18 protein-coding genes are annotated in these 17,068 nt (G+C 59.3%); 11 read left to right on the forward strand and 7 right to left on the reverse strand.

The window, feature by feature from the left end; all coding sequences use genetic code 11:
• Positions 1-57 precede the first annotated feature (57 nt).
• Positions 58-1,092 carry an N-acetyl-gamma-glutamyl-phosphate reductase gene (gene argC / locus BUE38_RS11615; protein ID WP_073435365.1) on the reverse strand — a complete coding sequence of 345 codons (1,035 nt, stop codon included), beginning with the start codon at positions 1,090-1,092 and terminating at the stop codon, positions 58-60.
• 202 nt (positions 1,093-1,294) lie between these two features.
• On the opposite strand from argC, the gene BUE38_RS11620 reads away from it, so the two are divergent.
• The 6 genes from BUE38_RS11620 to BUE38_RS11640 all read left to right on the forward strand — a co-directional run bounded on the left by BUE38_RS11620 (position 1,295) and on the right by BUE38_RS11640 (position 7,367).
• Entirely contained in the window at positions 1,295-3,217 is a 1,923-nt protein-coding gene (locus BUE38_RS11620; protein WP_143166291.1) for a chloride channel protein, read from the forward strand.
• Positions 3,218-3,242: 25 nt separating this feature from the next.
• Entirely contained in the window at positions 3,243-3,674 is a 432-nt protein-coding gene (gene hemJ / locus BUE38_RS11625) for a protoporphyrinogen oxidase HemJ (protein ID WP_073435366.1), read from the forward strand.
• Positions 3,671-4,522 carry a bifunctional hydroxymethylpyrimidine kinase/phosphomethylpyrimidine kinase gene (gene thiD, locus BUE38_RS11630; RefSeq protein ID WP_174788037.1) on the forward strand — a complete coding sequence of 284 codons (852 nt, stop codon included), beginning with the start codon at positions 3,671-3,673 and terminating at the stop codon, positions 4,520-4,522. Before hemJ ends, thiD begins: the two co-directional genes overlap by 4 nt.
• A gap of 39 nt (positions 4,523-4,561) precedes the next feature.
• Positions 4,562-4,687, forward strand: coding sequence for a hypothetical protein (locus tag BUE38_RS23365; RefSeq protein WP_255320755.1), 126 nt, complete (start codon positions 4,562-4,564; stop codon positions 4,685-4,687).
• 130 nt (positions 4,688-4,817) lie between these two features.
• A complete protein-coding gene (gene hemL / locus BUE38_RS11635; RefSeq protein WP_073435367.1) occupies positions 4,818-6,110 on the forward strand; it encodes a glutamate-1-semialdehyde 2,1-aminomutase in 1,293 nt (430 codons plus the stop codon).
• A gap of 12 nt (positions 6,111-6,122) precedes the next feature.
• Positions 6,123-7,367 carry a P-loop nucleotide/nucleoside kinase family protein gene (locus BUE38_RS11640; protein ID WP_073435368.1) on the forward strand — a complete coding sequence of 415 codons (1,245 nt, stop codon included), beginning with the start codon at positions 6,123-6,125 and terminating at the stop codon, positions 7,365-7,367.
• Between the two features lie 155 nt (positions 7,368-7,522).
• Here the strand turns inward: BUE38_RS11640 and BUE38_RS11645 are convergent, their stop codons facing one another.
• A complete protein-coding gene (locus tag BUE38_RS11645; protein WP_073435369.1) occupies positions 7,523-8,188 on the reverse strand; it encodes a LuxR C-terminal-related transcriptional regulator in 666 nt (221 codons plus the stop codon).
• Positions 8,189-8,520: 332 nt separating this feature from the next.
• Between BUE38_RS11645 and BUE38_RS11650 the strand changes: the two genes are divergently transcribed.
• The 4 genes from BUE38_RS11650 (at position 8,521) to BUE38_RS11665 (ending at position 12,165) form a co-directional block, all read left to right on the forward strand.
• Entirely contained in the window at positions 8,521-9,135 is a 615-nt protein-coding gene (locus BUE38_RS11650; protein ID WP_073435370.1) for an XTP/dITP diphosphatase, read from the forward strand.
• Positions 9,136-10,311, forward strand: coding sequence for a radical SAM family heme chaperone HemW (hemW, locus tag BUE38_RS11655; RefSeq protein ID WP_073435371.1), 1,176 nt, complete (start codon positions 9,136-9,138; stop codon positions 10,309-10,311). It begins immediately after the preceding gene.
• Positions 10,312-10,406: 95 nt separating this feature from the next.
• Complete coding sequence (locus BUE38_RS11660) at positions 10,407-11,096, forward strand: YiaD family glycine zipper/OmpA-like lipoprotein (RefSeq protein WP_174788038.1); 690 nt, start codon at positions 10,407-10,409, stop codon at positions 11,094-11,096.
• A gap of 208 nt (positions 11,097-11,304) precedes the next feature.
• Complete coding sequence (locus tag BUE38_RS11665; RefSeq protein WP_073435372.1) at positions 11,305-12,165, forward strand: 23S rRNA (adenine(2030)-N(6))-methyltransferase RlmJ; 861 nt, start codon at positions 11,305-11,307, stop codon at positions 12,163-12,165.
• Positions 12,166-12,201: 36 nt separating this feature from the next.
• Here BUE38_RS11665 and BUE38_RS11670 read toward each other — a convergent pair whose 3' ends face one another.
• Positions 12,202-12,555 carry a DUF1428 domain-containing protein gene (locus BUE38_RS11670; protein WP_073435373.1) on the reverse strand — a complete coding sequence of 118 codons (354 nt, stop codon included), beginning with the start codon at positions 12,553-12,555 and terminating at the stop codon, positions 12,202-12,204.
• A 124-nt stretch (positions 12,556-12,679) separates the two neighbouring features.
• On the opposite strand from BUE38_RS11670, the gene BUE38_RS11675 reads away from it, so the two are divergent.
• A complete protein-coding gene (locus BUE38_RS11675) occupies positions 12,680-13,066 on the forward strand; it encodes an SH3 domain-containing protein (protein WP_159438881.1) in 387 nt (128 codons plus the stop codon).
• Positions 13,067-13,087: 21 nt separating this feature from the next.
• Here the strand turns inward: BUE38_RS11675 and mnmE are convergent, their stop codons facing one another.
• The 4 genes from mnmE to rpmH form a co-directional block, all read right to left on the reverse strand.
• Positions 13,088-14,458: a tRNA uridine-5-carboxymethylaminomethyl(34) synthesis GTPase MnmE gene (gene mnmE, locus BUE38_RS11680; RefSeq protein ID WP_073435375.1), complete on the reverse strand. Its 1,371-nt coding sequence runs from the start codon at positions 14,456-14,458 to the stop codon at positions 13,088-13,090.
• A gap of 118 nt (positions 14,459-14,576) precedes the next feature.
• On the reverse strand, positions 14,577-16,262 hold the full coding sequence (gene yidC, locus BUE38_RS11685; protein WP_073435376.1) for a membrane protein insertase YidC: 1,686 nt from the start codon (positions 16,260-16,262) through the stop codon (positions 14,577-14,579).
• A 208-nt stretch (positions 16,263-16,470) separates the two neighbouring features.
• On the reverse strand, positions 16,471-16,893 hold the full coding sequence (gene rnpA / locus BUE38_RS11695; RefSeq protein WP_073435378.1) for a ribonuclease P protein component: 423 nt from the start codon (positions 16,891-16,893) through the stop codon (positions 16,471-16,473).
• Positions 16,894-16,906: 13 nt separating this feature from the next.
• Complete coding sequence (gene rpmH, locus BUE38_RS11700) at positions 16,907-17,041, reverse strand: 50S ribosomal protein L34 (RefSeq protein ID WP_008959105.1); 135 nt, start codon at positions 17,039-17,041, stop codon at positions 16,907-16,909.
• Between the last annotated feature and the right edge of the window lie 27 nt (positions 17,042-17,068).

Consider the following 17,068-nt stretch of genomic DNA (forward strand, 5'->3'; position numbering starts at 1 on the left):
CAGTGACAGGCTGTGGATAATTCATGGTTGGGGATCTGAAGCTTCAATGCATCCGCTTCAAGGCATGATCGCCGGGGCGTCGAGGCCGTCGGTCTCATTGAATCCGAACATCAGATTGAGGTTGTGGATGGCCTGACCGGAAGCCCCCTTGACCAGATTGTCGATCACCGCCAGTACCACCACGGTATCGCCATTGCCGGGGCGATGCACCGCGATGCGGCACATGTTGGCCCCCTTGACGCTACGGGTTTCCGGATGGCTGCCCGGCGGCATGACGTCGACAAAGGGCTCATCCCGGTAGCGTTCCTCGAACAGTCGCTGGAGATCGCCGGCATCGGCGGTAAGGCGACCATAGAGCGTGGCATGGATGCCGCGGATCATCGGGATCAGGTGAGGAACAAAGGTCAGGTCAACCTCGCCTCCTGCGGCGTCCGTCAGGCCCTGGCGAATCTCGGGCAGGTGGCGATGGCCACTGGCGCCATAGGCCTTGAGTGACTCACTGGCTTCGGCCAGCAGTGATGGCACCTTGGCACCACGGCCCGCACCGGTAACGCCGGACTTGCAGTCGGCAATCAGATGATCGGGGTCGATCAGGCCAGCTTCGAGCAGTGGCAGAAAGCCGAGCTGCACGGCGGTGGGGTAGCAGCCGGGAACGGCAATCAGGCGCGACTGGCGAATTTTCTCGCGCTGCACTTCCGGTAGACCATAGACGGCTTCGTCGAGCAGTTCGACCGCACCATGGGGCTGGCCGTACCAATCGGCCCAGATGCCGGCATCACGCAGTCGGAAGTCCGCCGATAGGTCGATGACACGAGTGCCGCGTTCCAGCAGGTCGCCGGCCAGGGCATGGGCGACGCCATGAGGGGTGGCGAAGAACACGGCATCACAGTTACCGAGTCGTTCCGGGTCGGGTTCGGAAAAGCGCAGCTCGTCGTAGTGTCCTCGCAGGTTGGGGTACAGCTCGCTGACACCCAGACCAGCCTCACTTCGCGAGGTGATGGCTTCCACCTCGACATGTGGATGACGTGCCAGCAGTCTGAGCAGTTCGACACCGGTGTAACCCGTGCCGCCAACGATTCCAACCTTGATCACGAGACACTCCCCTGAAAACCTTCTTGATAAAGCCGGTCTTGAAAGACCGGCATTGACCCGACTCGCCGATTGCATCGATTGATGATCATCGCGATGGGTACCTCTACGGTATCTATGATACACAAGAGGGGGCGGTCGACTCATCATACACCGGTGAGTTGGTTGGGAGCAGGGGACCATTCATCAGGGAGGAATGCCGCACTTGGCACGATTCAGCCTATCGTCACTCAGTCTCGATGCCTTTCGCCGTCAACTGGCGAACGTGGATGCATTGCCTCAGCTGTGCGTGCTTGGCGTGGTGACGGGTTTGATCACCGGTGGTCTGATGGTGGTATTTCGCTCGTTGTTGCTGATGGGTGCGGCCCTGATGATGCCCAATGGCGACCCGGAAGCCTTCGAGCTGCTGCCCCATCTGACGCGGGTGATATTACCGTTGGTCGCGGTGGCGTTGATCGGAATATTGCTGCTGTGGCGACAACCGACCGCGGCACGCAAGATTGGTGTGGCGCATGTCATTGAACGCCTCACTTATCATCAAGGGCGCTTCCCGTTACGTAATTGGATCAACCAGTGGTGGGTCGGGGTGGTGTCGGTACTCGGCGGCCTGTCGGCCGGTCGTGAAGGGCCGGCCATCCATCTTGGAGCCGCAGCCTCCAGCGGGTTGGGGGAGTTGTTGCGCCTGCCCCACAACAGTCTGCGAGTACTGGTGGCCTGTGGTACGGCGGCGGGGATTTCGGCATCCTTCAACACCCCGATTGCCGGGGTGATCTTTGCCATGGAAGTGGTGATGATGGAATACACCATCGTCGGTTTCATGCCGGTCATTCTCGCATCCTGTATGGGCGCTCTGATCACCCAACTGGTATATGGCGCGGATCCAGCCTTCGCGGTGCCCGAACTGGCCATGGGGTCGTTGTTCAATATCTACTGGATAGCCGTGATGGCGTTCGGTATCGGCCTGTTGGCCGGCGTCTTTATCCACGTCGCACGTAGTGAGCGAGTCGCGGGCCTGGCACTGTGGTTGCGGCTGGTGTTGGTGGCGTTGTTTGCGGCCGGTCTGGCCTGGTGGTACCCCGAGGTACAGGGAATTGGCTACGACAGCCTGTCCCAGGCATTGTTCGGCCAGCTTACGGTTCAGGTGTTGCTGGCATTGATGGTCGGCAAACTGTTGTTGACGGCCTTCACCGTCGCCTGCGGAATACCGGTGAGCATCATTGGTCCAGTACTGGTGATCGGTTCGGCTGCGGGGGCCCTGTTCGGCATTTTCGGGGTCTGGTTGTGGCCCGAGAAGGCCGCAGATCCCGGGCTCTTTGCGATGATCGGCATGGCGGCGATGATGGGAGCGGTGTTGCAGGCACCATTGGCGGCGTTGATGGCGCTGCTGGAGTTGACTCATCATCCACACATTCTGCTGCCGGGCATGCTGGCCGTGGTGGTATCGGGACTGACGGCTCGGCAGTTGTGTCGCTGCGATGGTTTCTTCATCAGCGTCAAGCTGCATGGTCTGCATCCGCTGCAGCAACCACTGATGCAGGCATTATCCCGCGTCTCGGTGCCTGCGGTGATGGAACGCAGCCTGGTCCGGACCCGGCGTCGTGTGGATCGTGAACAGGCTCGGACGCTACTCGAGGCCAATCCGGTGTGGATCCTCATCGAGCGTTCCTCCGATGACAAGCCGACCCTGGCGCTGAAAGCCGCCGATCTGGCCCGGTGGTTACTCGAGCATGATGAGCAGGAAGCCAGGCGTCGTGCCTCAGAGACTGCCGAGCCGGAAGTCGAGCCTCGGGAAGCCTCACCCGGAGACGAGGAGACGGAAGGTCAGCAGGGAGGTGAGAAGGAGAAGGAGAAGGAGAAGGAGAAGGAGAAGGAGAAGGAGAAGGAGAAGGAGAAGGAGAAGGGACCGGATCTGCTGGACCTGCTGGAGATTCCCGGCCAGCGTCTCGACCTTGCTCCGATTCACCTGCAGGCGACACTCAGCGAAGCCTTCACCACGCTGAACAACAGCAAGGTAGATGGACTCTATGTGGAGCATGGATACCGGCCGGGTCAAAAGCGAATTTCCGGTATCATCACGCGGGATGCCATCGAGCGTTACTATCGCTTCTCTGATGCATCCATAACTTGATTCATCCACAGCCTGGGGAGTCGTCATGTATCTGTGGATAAAAGCACTTCATGTGGTGGCGGTGATCACCTGGTTTGCCGCCATGTTCTATCTGCCGCGGTTATTCGTCTATCACGCCATGGCACGCGACAAGGGCGAATCCACCAGTATGGAGACGTTCAAGATCATGGAGCGCAAGCTCTATCGCGGTATCATGACACCATCCATGATTGCCGTGCTGGCCCTGGGTGGTGCGCTGTTGTGGTTGAGTCCAGCCTGGTTCAGCCAGGGCTGGTTGCATGCCAAACTGGCGCTGGTGCTGTTGTTGGTGGCCTATCACCATGTCTGTCTTGTCTATCTCAAGCAGCTGGCCGAGGATCGCTGCCGACGCAGTTCGACCTTTTTTCGAATCTTCAATGAGTTGCCTGTGCTGGCACTGATTGCTGTTGTCATTCTTGTTGTGGTGAAGCCATTTTGAATCATGTCAGCGAGGGTTGGGCGCCAAATCTGCCTGGTGTACTGGTATTGGCAGGGCATGATCCTACCGGAGGGGCTGGAATCATCGCTGATGCAGAAACGGTTGCTGCCTGCGGTGGTTGGGCCCTGACTATCCCCACTGCCTTGACCGTGCAGAATCTGAACGATGTCGAGGCGGTTGTGTCGGTGTCGGCAGATGGCATTCGACGTGCGGCGGCGGCTCTGGATGAATTGCCGGTGGCAGCGATCAAGATTGGCTTGATCGCCGATCTTGAGGCGTTGGACGCGGTGGTGGATGTCATTCGCCGCCGTCCCGGGGTTCCGGTAGTAGCGGATCCGGTGCTGCGCGCGGGAGGAGGTTGTGAACTGGCCACCCGTGAGTTGATTGATGCCTGGTGCGAGCGTTTGTTGCCTCGTGTCGATATTCTGACGCCCAATCGTCAGGAATTGGCGCGGTTGGCAGGCGAAGCCTATCGTGACGATACCGAGCGGGCCGTCAGCCTGATGCAACTGGGGTGTCAGGCACTGTTGGTGACAGGTACCGATGAACCACCCAGCCAGATACCGACAGGCCGTGTAGCACATACGCTGCATGCACCGGATATCGATCGGCAGTGGACCTGGCCACGTCTTGACGGTCAGTATCATGGGTCCGGCTGTACCCTGGCCTCCGCTCTGGCGACTCGCCTGGCGGCCGGGGAATCATTGGTTGCTGCCTGTGAGCAGGCACAGGTCTTTACCTGGCAGGCGCTGGCTCATGGTTGGCAGCCCAGTCGTGGGCAGCATCTGCCGAGGCGTCTGTGGCGTTTGCCCAGTCCATGCTTCACCACCGACGAGGCCGGGTTATGATACGGCCTCGGCAATCCTCCATTCAGGATCGGTTGTGGCATGAGTATCTGCGAGCAGGAAATGCTGCCGACACTCAATCAAGGAGATCCGGTTGATCCATTGGGTTGCCGGGTTGATGACGGGCTGACGTTGGATGTTCTGGATAGCTGGAATACGGGTCGATAGGCGATATTCACCGCTCATTCACCGAGTTGTCCCAGTCACTCCACAGAGTTACCCACAGCCCAATAGCGATATACAGGCGCTGACAGCATGATGTTGGCGCTGGAGATTACTTTCTGGCCAAGAGGTTGCCATGACAACATCCGCTGAGCTCTTCGAACAGGCTTGTCGACATATTCCCGGTGGCGTCAATTCGCCGGTACGCGCGTTCAAGGGGCTCTATCGTCCACCGGTTTTCATGGAGCGCGCCCAGGGCGCCTACCTGTACGACGTGGAAGGCAAACGATACGTGGATTATGTCGGTTCCTGGGGACCAATGATCACCGGGCACGCCGACCCTGATGTCCTCGATGCGGTACGCGAGCGACTCGACAAGGGGTTGTCCTTCGGCACACCGACGGCCATCGAGACCACCATGGCCGATCTGATCTGCGACATCATGCCGAGCATCGAGATGGTTCGCATGGTCAACTCCGGTACTGAAGCTACCATGTCGGCCATCCGTCTGGCGCGGGGCTTCACCGGTCGTGACAAGATCGTCAAGTTCGAGGGCAACTACCATGGCCATAGCGATTCGCTGCTGGTCAAGGCTGGCTCCGGTGCTCTGACCCATGGTGAGCCCAGTTCGCCTGGTGTACCGGCGTCACTGGCCGATCACACCATTACCCTGTCCTATAATGACATTGATGAGGTCGAACGCTGCTTCGAGGAAGTCGGTAGTCAGATCGCCTGTATCATTGTTGAGCCGGTGGCCGGCAACATGAACTGTATCCCTCCCACCGATGGCTTCCTCAAGACGCTGCGCCAGGTCTGTGACCGCTACCAGAGCGTATTGATCTTCGATGAGGTGATGACAGGCTTCCGGGTGGCTCTGGGCGGGGCTCAAGCCTACTATGGAGTCTCACCGGATCTGACTTGCCTGGGCAAGATCGTCGGCGGTGGGATGCCGGTTGGCGCCTTTGGTGGTCGTGCCGACATCATGCAGGAACTCTCGCCACTCGGCCCGGTGTATCAGGCGGGAACCCTGTCCGGTAACCCTCTGGCCATGGCGGCCGGTGTTGCGTTGCTCAGCCGGATTCGTGAACCTGGTTTTCACGATGCCCTGGCGCAACGCGTTGATACGCTGTGTAATGGACTCGAGAGCCGTGCCCGTGATGCCGGAATCGATATGATCACTCAGCGCGCTGGCGGCATGTTCGGGGTGTTCTTTACTGCCCAGCGTAGTGTCGAGAACTTTGCCCAGGCCACCGCCTGTGATGACGATGCCTTCCGGCGTTTCTTCTCGGCGATGCTGGAGCAGGGAGTGTATCTGGCACCGTCGGCCTATGAGGCGGGCTTCATGTCCAGTGCCCATACCCCTGAGGACATCCAGGTAACGCTGGACGCTGCCGAACATGCCTTTGCCCAAATGACCTCAAGGGTCTGACAGGAGTTGACCATGACAGGCCATCAAGCCTCTGAGCAGAACACCGTATCGGACCCCTTCAGTCTCGACGAGTTACTGGATGCGCTGGCGGAATTTCACGCCGAGCCCCTGGCTTGTGAGTATGAGGTTCCTGACCCCATGGAACTGCTCAAGCAGCGTGTCGAGCGTGAGTACAATGCCTGTCGCTCACTGCTGTCAGGCGATGAGGATATCCAGCGGCTGGAGTCACTCCATAACTGGCTGCATCAGGATATGGCCCGTCTGGCGCCGATCATCGAGTCGCGCCGTGATCGCCTGCGCCCCAGCCGCTGGTACATGGAATACTCCGACGTACGTCTGCATGACAAGGGGCGCCTGGTCATCACCCAGAGTGCCGCTCAGGACCCGCAGCCGTTTGACTACCCGGTGATGTCGGATCCCGGCAATGACATTGCCAGCCTGCGTGTCGAGCTGGAACTACGTGGTGAAATGCAGCTTTCCCATCAGGCACTGGATGGGTATCTGCGACGCAGTGCCGACTACGAGCTGGCGCGGGTGGTGTCATTGCTGCAGGTGGTGGAATCCATGGCCGGCATGCGGCGGTCCCTGCAACGGCGTAATTCCCGGGGCGACAATGAGCGACCGGCCCTGCTCGCCGAGACCATGAACAGCTTCCGCCGTTATCTGGCATTGGCCGAGCGTCATGCCGAGTTCCGCTTCCCGCCGTTGATCATCGGTGTCGGTGTCTCGGGCAGCGGCAAGAGTCGTTTCACCCGGGCTCTGGTCGGGCGCATGGGAGCGGTACGCTTGAGTTCGGACGTACAGCGACTGGCGCTCTACGGTCTGGATATTCGTACCCTGGAAGGCGATCTTCCCGAGGATATCTATACCCGGGAAGTCACCACCAAGACCTATCAGCGACTGGCGACCTGTGCCGGCATTCTGCTTGATGCGGGTTTCATGGTCTGTATCGATGGGACTTTCCTCGAACGAAGTCAGCGCGACCTGTTGCGTCTGCAGGCCGAAGCCAGAGGATTGCCGGTGTTGCTGGTCAGCTTCGAGGCCGATGAATCCACGCTGCGCCGTCGCATCAGCAAGCGTGCCTTGCGTAATGATCGAGACGAATCCATGAGTCTCGCAGTACTTGCGGCTCAGCAGGATGCCTTTGAGGACTTTACTGACGAGGAACGCCTGCATCTGGTGCGGATCGACAGCACCGCCGAGAATGCTGCCGAGACCCTCGCCAGCATGATCGAAGAGCATGTCAGGGTGCTTTGAGCTACGAGCTACGAGCTACGAGCTACGAGCTACGAGCTGGCACATGTTCGTTCCCGACGAACATGCACACTTCCCACGTCCATGTGGGTCGCGAGCTACGAGCGGCAAGCAGGCAGGAATCTGCTCGCTGCTCGTGACTTGTAGCTCGGCTGCTTTCAGGATATCGACCGACGGGGTGGTGGGGCGCCGAGGTTCTGACGAGCCCAGTTGACGGCCTGGAGGCGGTTGCTCACACGTATCTTCTTGAAGACGTTATAGAGATGCGATTTGACGGTGTGCTCACTGACGCACAGGCGTTCGGCGATTTCCATGTTGGAGGCACCAGAGCCCAGCAGGCCGATGATTTCCATCTCGCGCTGGGTCAAGCCGCAAGCCGGGCGATAGGCATTGAGTTGCTGACGACGAGAAAACTCGATCAGGCGGGTCATCAACGAGCGTGACATCCAGAGATCGTTGGTACCAAATAGTTTCTCGATGCCCTTGCAGATGCGCTCGAGACTATCCTGGCGGTAGAATACGCCGCGCAGATGCATGAAGGACAATACCTCCAGCGCATGTTCCTCGTCGCGCAGGTTGAAGGCGGTCAGCAGTAGCCCCGTATGGCGAGCGCCCTGATCCTGCCAGTGCTGCATGGCACCGTCATCGACGTGATCCGCATCCATCAGAATCAGCGTCGGGGTCTCGTCGTCGACCTCGATGGTTTCAGTCGGCGCGGCAATGGATACAGGACAGTGGAACTGATCCTTGATGTAATTGATAAAAAGTAGTGACTGAGGATTGTGGTCCGTCACCAGCACTATCTGTCCTGCAGTGTTGCTCATTCTAATGCCTCCATTCATCCACCGACCTCCTCTCGTCCGAGATGGGTATGACGAGGGATCCGAGGGCTTTTGATCAGCCAGCACAAGGCATCGTGTAATCTTGTGTTACATTTCGGCCAGGGGGTTATACGAATTTCAGCATATCGCATGAATACCAGCAGCACGAAGCACCATGCGCGTTCTAGCGCAGCATAAATGAGTGTTACTGCATTGTTACCTGGCACTTTCCAGGTTGTTAGGCTGCCTTTCCCTTATGCGTGATAAAGTATAACGATGCTGGGCGTTGACCCCCTGATGCCGAGCAAGAATTCATTGTTGCAAGAGTCTTTCCAATGACCGAATCCACCGAGCTGGTTATCGCCAGCGGCAATGCCGGCAAACTGAGGGAATTCTCCGCCTTGTTGGCATCGCGCAATATCCTGGTCAGGCCTCAGGCTGACTACAATGTGACCGATGTTGAGGAAACTGGTTCCACCTTTGTCGAAAATGCTCTGCTCAAGGCCCGAGAAGCCTGTCGTGTCAGTGGTCACCCGGCGCTGGCGGATGACTCCGGATTGGCGGTCGATGCGCTGGGCGGTCGACCGGGAATCTATTCCGCACGTTTTGCCGGTGAACCAAAGGACGATCAGCGCAACAACGACAAGCTGCTGGAACAGTTGCAGGATATTCCCGAGGGCAGCAGAGGGGCGAGTTACTGGTGCGTACTGGTGCTGTTGCGCCATGCCGAGGACCCCGTCCCGCTGGTAGTTCAACAGCAGTGGCGTGGCGAGATTCTTGCGCACCCTCGTGGTGAGGGAGGGTTCGGGTATGATCCACTGTTCTGGGTGCCGGAGTGTGGCATGACTGCCGCCGAGCTGTCGGCCGAGGAAAAGAATCGCCTGAGTCATCGTGGCCGCGCACTGGATGTGCTGCTCAAGACGCTCGATGAAGGTGTGCCGGGACTTTAGATGTCGACTCCGTCTGAACTACCCAGCCTGGCGCTTTACGTGCACGTTCCCTGGTGTGTGCGCAAATGCCCCTATTGTGATTTCAACTCCCATGGTGTTGGCCGCCAGTCGACGCTGCCGGAACAGGATTATCTGCGTGCCCTTGTGGCCGATCTCGAAGCGGATATCGCACTTGTTGGTGAGCGTTCACTTACTAGCATATTTATCGGTGGCGGTACGCCAAGCCTGATGTCCGGTGATTTCTACGCCCGTCTATTGGAAGCCATTGCCCAGCGTGTTCCGTTGGCCAGGGGCATCGAGATCACCCTCGAAGCCAATCCCGGCACGCTCGAGCGAGGACGTTTCGCGGCCTATCGCGAAGCGGGGATCAACCGATTGTCGCTGGGAGTGCAGAGCTTTCAGGATGATCAATTACAGGCGCTGGGGCGGATTCATTCGGGAGATGATGCCCAACGTGCTGTCGGCGAAGCACGACAGGCCGGCTTCGACAATCTCAATCTCGACCTGATGCATGGCCTGCCCGGCCAGACGCCGGAGTTGGCGTTGGCCGATCTGGATCAGGCCCTGGCATTGGCGCCGGAACACCTGTCCTGGTATCAACTGACGCTGGAGCCCAATACCGAATTTCATTCGCATCCACCGGCGCTGCCGGATGAGGAAATTCTCTGGGATATTCAGGATCTGGGGCACGAGCGCCTGGAGCAGGCCGGTTTTCATCGCTATGAGATATCGGCTTATGCCCGTTCAGAGCGCCGGGCACGACACAACATCAACTACTGGCAGTTCGGTGATTACCTGGGAATCGGCGCTGGAGCTCATGGCAAACTCAGCCAGCCGGGAAATGATGGGCTACGCATCGAACGACGCTGGAAAACGCGACAGCCTGAGGCTTACCTGCGTCGGCTTGATGACCCTCGAGGGTTTGTCGCCGGTGCCCGTGAGATCAATGATGACGAGCTGGTGCTGGAGTTTGCCATGAATGCCCTGCGGCTGGTTGATGGGGTAGCGCTCTCTATCTGGCAGCAACATACCGGTCAACCTGCCGAAAGGCTCGCGGAGTGTCTCCAGCCGGCGAGGGATAAAGGACTTATTGTGGAAGATCCCTCAAGGCTTCAAGCGAGCCCCCGCGGTCTATTATTCTTGAATGACTTGTTGACCCTGATCAGTGAAACCTGACAGTAATTCAGGAAGCCTGCATGAACATTCCAGCCCCGGTGGCTTATGCTGATGCAGAGATTTCCCCATACCAGCACGGAAGGAGATAGAAGAATATGATCCGCTCCACTCGATTGATTGCTCCCCTGGCAGCCGCTGCCATTCTGGCGGGTTGTGCCTCCAACGATCCCTATTCAGGTCAGCCGACAGGTCAGACAGATCGCAACAACACCGGTATCGGCGCTGCGGTAGGTGCCGTCGTAGGTGCCGCTGCTGGTGCCATCAGTGGCGACGGCAGCACCAGCAAGCGTGACCGAGCACTGATCGGCGCCGCCGCCGGTGCGGCGGTAGGTGGCGGTATCGGTGCCTACATGGACAAGCAGGAAGAGCAGCTGCGTCAGAGCACTCAGGGTACCGGCATCGGTGTCGAGCGTCAGGGCGACAACATCGTGCTCAACATGCCCAACAGTGTGACCTTCGGTTTTGATTCATCGCAGCTGACGGGGCAGGCATCCAGCGCACTCAATGATGTAGCGAACGTTCTCAACCAGTACCCGGAAACTCGCATCACCATCGCGGGCCATACCGATTCCACTGGCGATGCCGGCTACAACCAGCAGCTCTCGGAGCGTCGCGCCCAGGCCGTGGGTAGCTACCTGCAGAGTAGTGGCGTTTCCGGTACTCGCCTGTCGATGATGGGTTATGGCGAGAACCAGCCGATCGCCAGCAACAACACCGAACAGGGTCGTGCCCAGAACCGTCGCGTCGAGATCGTGGTCACCCCGACCGGCCAGGCTGGCCAGTAGGGCTGATAGTCGCGCGACTCTCGCTTCGGTGAGAATCCGGCCCGCCACCTCAGGGTGGCGGGTTTTTTGTGGCCGTAAGCCGGCTCAAGCGATGAATTTCGGCGACTGGAGGGGAAGCCGCATTTCTGCTGGTATTGCCAGGGCTTCAGCCGCTAGTCTTTTCGTAATTTCTGCTACCCCAGTGGATCTCTGGTCTGGATTCTTGACTATGCTTTCCTATCAGCACGCCTATCATGCCGGCAATTTCGCCGACGTTCACAAGCATCTCTGCACATATGCTGCAGCGGAACATTTGTTACGTAAAAAATCTCCCATTACGTTTATTGATACTCATGCGGGTCGTGGGAGTTATCCGTTGACCGCCAGGGAGACGGAACAGCTGCAGGAGTATCGAGATGGTGTCGAACGGCTATGGAAGGAACGTCGACAGCTGCAGGATCAACCCCTTCTTGGCCAATGGCTGGAAGCACTGGGAGCGCTTCAGGAAGGAGAGCGCCTGGTGTGCTATCCGGGATCTCCCTGGTGGCTGGGGTCGCGGGTTCGCGATCAGGACCGACTGACACTTTTCGAGCTGCATCCCGGCGAGCATCGTCATCTGGCCGAGCAGTCGGTGGTCGCGCCAGAGCACGAAGGGAAGCTGAGGCGAGTGCATGGTGACGGACTCGAGGGCCTGGTCAAGGCATTGCCGGTAGCGACCCCCCGTCTCTGTGTGCTCATCGACCCCAGTTTCGAGCGCAAGGACGAGTACCTCGAAGTCGTCGAGACGCTCAGGCAGGCGATGCGCAAGGCGCGGCATGCCGTGGTGCTGGTGTGGTACCCGTTGCTGCCGGCAGGACGCCATCGAGCCATGCTGGAGGCACTTGGCGGCAGTGGGATCCGCAAGATATGGCGTAGCGAAGTATGCCGTGAGCCGCCTACTCACGCGACTCACGGCATGTACGGCAGCGGTATGCTGGTGATCAACCTTCCCTGGGGGCTTGATCAGGCGCTGGAAGCTGCCATTCAGCGCTGGTTGCCGGTGCTGGGGGCGCAGTCGTCACACCGATCGAGCTGGTTGGTGGAGGAGTGATGGTCAAGGTTGCCCACCGCTCTGTCAGGTTACGATTCAGACATCGAGGATGGTCTCGAAACCACCGTAGATCAACCGCTTGCCATCGAAAGGTGCCTCGCCCATGAAGCCTTCCATGGCCTTGTCGTCTTCCATCTTCTGGAAGGCGTCATCGCGCACCTGTCGGGAGGGATATTCGATCCAGCTGAAGACGATGACCTCTCCTGGTTCGGCCTGCACAGCACGATAGAAGTCGGTGACCTTGCCTTCCGGCACATCCACACCCCAGGCCTCCACGATCCGGGTTGCCCCATAGCGTTTGAATATCTCGGCGGCCTCAGCCGCCAGATCGCGATACGCCTGCTTGTTGCCTTCCGGTACAGCAACCACAAATCCTTCGACATAGCTCATGACAGGATACTCCTGATGCATTGATCCAGAATGAGTGTAGCTGGCCTTGTGGCGGTGGTGTGGCCGCAGGAGAGGCCCTGTCCCCGTATGTTCGGTAATGCAGGCTGATATCCATGAGGTCCATATGCTCTACCGCTTTCCCGCTCACACCTATGCCATGGCGATGGAGGCTTATTCTCGGCCGTACGAGACTCCCATCGAAGTTGATCAGGGTGAAGTGATTCAACCGCTGACAGATGGCTCCATGCAGACCGACTTCATGGGCTGGACATGGTGTATTGCCAATGACGGACGCGCTGGTTGGGTGCCCAATGCCTGGTGTGAGCCCTGCGCTGATGGCTGGAAACTGATGCGGGATTACAGTGCACTGGAGCACTCTGTCCGCAGGGGAGACCGCCTGCGGCTGATATTCAGTGAAAGTGGCTTTGTCTTCTGTGAGGCGGAGAGCGGCGAACAGGCCTGGCTACCCGATGCCGTTCTTGCGCTCGACAGCAACGTGCAAGGCATGTGATAGCGGGCCTGTTGCCGGGGGCTATTTGCCGATACAGAAGCTACCGAAGATTTCCCCCAGCAGGTCATCGGCGCTGAACTCACCGGTGATCTCGCCCAGCGCATGCTGGGCATCACGCAGGTCCTCGGCCAGCAGTTCACCAGCACCGTAGCCAAGCAGTTGGGATTGACCATTTTCCATCGCTGTACGAGCGCGGTCGAGGGCATCCAGGTGGCGGCGGCGGGCGGAGAAGCGGCCCTCGGTGGTGGTTTCAAAGCCCATCACTGCCTTGAGATGTTCCTTGAGGTTATCCACACCCTGGCCAGTATGCGCCGAGAGACGCAGGGTGGGAGTGGATGTGGATAAATCGATACCCGGCGGTTCGCCACTCTGGTCGATCTTGTTGCGCACCAGGGTCAGGCGATCGGGGAGTGGCAGACGCGCGACAAATTCCGGCCAGATCGCCATCGGGTCATCGGCGTCAGTGGTACCGGCGTCGACCAGCAACAATACTCGGTCGGCCTTCTCGATCTCGGCCCATGCGCGAGCCACGCCGATCTGCTCCACGGCGTCGGGGGTATCACGCAACCCCGCAGTGTCGATGATATGCAGCGGCATGCCATCGATGTGAATGTGTTCGCGCAGGACGTCTCTGGTCGTGCCTTCGATATCGGTGACGATGGCGGTTTCCTGCTCGGTCAACGCATTGAGCAGGCTCGATTTTCCGGCATTGGGACGTCCTGCAATCACCACGTTCATGCCTTCACGCATCAGCGCGCCCTGGCCGGCACTGGCACGCACCTCGGTCAGATCGCTCATCAGTGCTGTCAATTTACCGGCGACATGGCCATCAGCAAGAAAGTCGATCTCTTCCTCGGGAAAGTCGATGGCGGCCTCGACGTACATGCGCAGCTCGATCAGCCCCTGAACCAATGCCTGGACTCGGATCGAGAACTCACCCTGCAGCGAACGCAGGGCATTTTCCGCGGCCCCGCGTGAGCTGGCCTCGATCAGGTCGGCGATGGCTTCGGCCTGGGCAAGGTCGAGCTTGTCGTTGAGGAAGGCCCGCTCGGAAAATTCTCCGGGTCTGGCCAGACGAGCGCCGAGTTCGACGCAGCGTTCCAGCAGCATATCCATGATCACTGGCCCACCATGGCCCTGGAGCTCCAGTACATCTTCTCCGGTGAAGGAGTGGGGCCCCCGAAAGAACAACGCGATCCCTTCGTCGATGACGCCCTGAGCGCCGCTGAAGGGACCGTAATGGGCCAGGCGAGGCGTGGGGCAGTGTCCCAGTACTTCCCGGGCAATCGACTCACAGGCTGGCCCTGAGACGCGAATGATGCCGACGCCACCACGGCCTGGGGCGGTGGCCAGGGCGGCGATACTGTCCTGGGTGTAGAGTCGCTGGGTCATGGCAGGATTCCTTGATGATCAGGGCTATTGTCCGGGGACGGATGGCGTTTGACCACCCTGAAAAGCCGAACCCCCGCTCATCAGGCGGGGGCTCGGAAGATCGAGATGGGCAGTGACCTTATTTGGTCTTCATGCCCTTGCCGACATTGGGGTCGTCCTCGATCCTGCGGGTGATGATGTACTGCTGGGCGATCGAGATGCAGTTGTTGCACACCCAGTAGATCACCAGACCAGCCGGGAACCACAGGAAGAAGAAGGTGAAGATGATCGGCAGCATCTTCATGATCTTCGCCTGCATGGGGTCCGGAGGTGTCGGGTTGAGCATCTGCTGGACGAACATCGAAGCGCCCATCAGGATCGGCAGCACGAAGTATGGGTCCTTCACCGACAGATCCTGGATCCACAGCATGAAGGGAGCATGGCGCAGCTCAACGGACTCCAGCAGCATCCAGTACAGGGCAATGAATACCGGCATCTGGATCAGGATCGGCAGACAGCCCCCCAGCGGATTGATCTTTTCCTTCTGGTAGAACTTCATCATCTCCTGGGACATCTTCTGGCGATCGTCGCCGAAGCGTTCCTTGAGACGCTGCATTTCCGGGCCCAACTTGCGCATGCGCGCCATGGACTTGTAGGCCTTGGCGGACAGTGGCCACAGTGCTGCCTTGACCATGATGGTCAGGATCACGATCGACCAGCCCCAGTTACCGATCAGGTCGTGGATATGATCAAGCAGCCAGAACAGCGGGTTGGCAATGAACCACAGCCAACCGAAGTCGACGGTCAGCTCGAGGTTGGGTGCCACGGCTTCCAGGCGCTCCTGGATCTTGGGGCCCACGTACAGGGTTGCGGCCAGGGTCGCATTGGCACCGGGTTCGACAGTCTGGGCCTGACCAGCAAAGGCGGCGATGTTGCGCTGCTTCGAATCGGTGGCCGCGTAGTACAGGTTCTGCTGCTTCTGCGAAGGCACCCAAGCCGAGGTGAAGTAGTGCTGAATGATGGCTACCCAGCCGCCGGTGACATCCTGATTGGGCACCTTGCCGGCCTGGATGTCCTCGAAATCGACCTTCTCGTAGCGATTCTCCGGAGTGGAGTAGGCGGCACCCAGGAACGAGCGCATGCCCATCTTGGGACCGGTGGACGGGTCAGGATTGTTGTCGCGGACCAACTGACCAATGAAGCGTGCATTCACCGCTTCACCGCTGCCATTGTCCAGCAGGTAGGAAACGTTGACCGCATAGTCATCACGCTTGAAGGTAAAGCGCTTGATGATATCGACACCATTGACGGTCGCGGTCAGGTCGACCTGCAGCTCATCCTGGCCATCGACCAGACGGTATTCGGTCTTCTCCGGGGAGAAGGAGATACGACCGGAGTTGCCGTCCAGTTGCAGGCCAGAGCGGGCGACATAGCTCAGTGTGCTGTTGTCGGCCAGCAGCACGTAGGGACGTTCACTGTCCTGGCTCATCAGGTGCTCAGGCAGCGCGGCATAGACAACATCACCACCCTCGGGATCGATGCGTACATCGAGCACATCGGTGATCACGGCGATCAGGTCGCGGCTGTTGGTTGCCGCAGCTTCGTTGCCCGGCAGCTCGTTGCTGACGGCATTGCTGGAGCCTGAGTCCGGTGCTGCAAGACCCTCGGAACCTTCAGAGCCTTCCTGAGGAGCGGCGTTGCTGGTGATGGCCGGAGGAGCTTCCGGCGATGAGGGAGGCTGACCATAATCCTGGTTCCACTGCACCATGATCAGGTAAGCGAGCACCGCCAGGGGGATCAGCAAAAGTAGTCGTTTTACGTCCATGAGGGGTCTGCCCGATGGGAAGTGAACAATCCAGTGGCGTCCGTCTGGGCGCCGACGCCTGGGAGAAATACACCAAAGCCCGCCAGAGGCAGGCCAGGATCCGTACGCAGACATTCTGCGATGAGAGAGGTGACGTCAATGTTATCGACGACGTTGGGCTCGATCATGCGCATATACAGTGTCATCGCATCGAAGGAGCCGGACGGCGCTATCCGCGGCGCTGGTGAGCGGCGGGGGAGTGGGGGGCCGTCGAGGAGCGAGAGGGTCGGGTCGACTTCTCGGCCTCGCGCTCGAGGCGGCGCCACATGCCGAACAACTGACGATGCACGGTATTGTTGTCGACCTCATTGACGCCACGTCTCGCCAGTAGAACGATATCCACACCGGGAAGTCGATACTGGGAATGGCGTACAGATTCGCGGGCCAATCGCTTGAGACGGTTGCGATCAACGGCCCTGCGTACGTTCTTCTTGCTGAACACCAGGCCAAGGCGCGGGTGCCCCAGATCATTGGGGGTAGCCAGCGCCATCAGGCCCTTGCCGTGGACCTTGTATACCGCACTGTCAAAGACGTGGCGGTAATCCCCAGCAGTCAGCAAGCGGTAGTGCCGGGGAAAGGTCAGACAGGTCACGCTCGACCTGCGATCAGGCGCTCAGGCGCTTGCGGCCCTTGGCACGACGACGTGCCAGAACGGCACGGCCGTTCTTGGTAGCCATGCGAGCACGGAAGCCGTGCGCGCGCTTGCGCTTGAGAACGCTCGGTTGGAATGTGCGCTTCATAACTTGTTAATCCTGAATGGTTTTTTG

Source organism: Halomonas cupida (genome assembly GCF_900142755.1).
GTDB classification, from domain to species: domain Bacteria; phylum Pseudomonadota; class Gammaproteobacteria; order Pseudomonadales; family Halomonadaceae; genus Halomonas; species Halomonas cupida.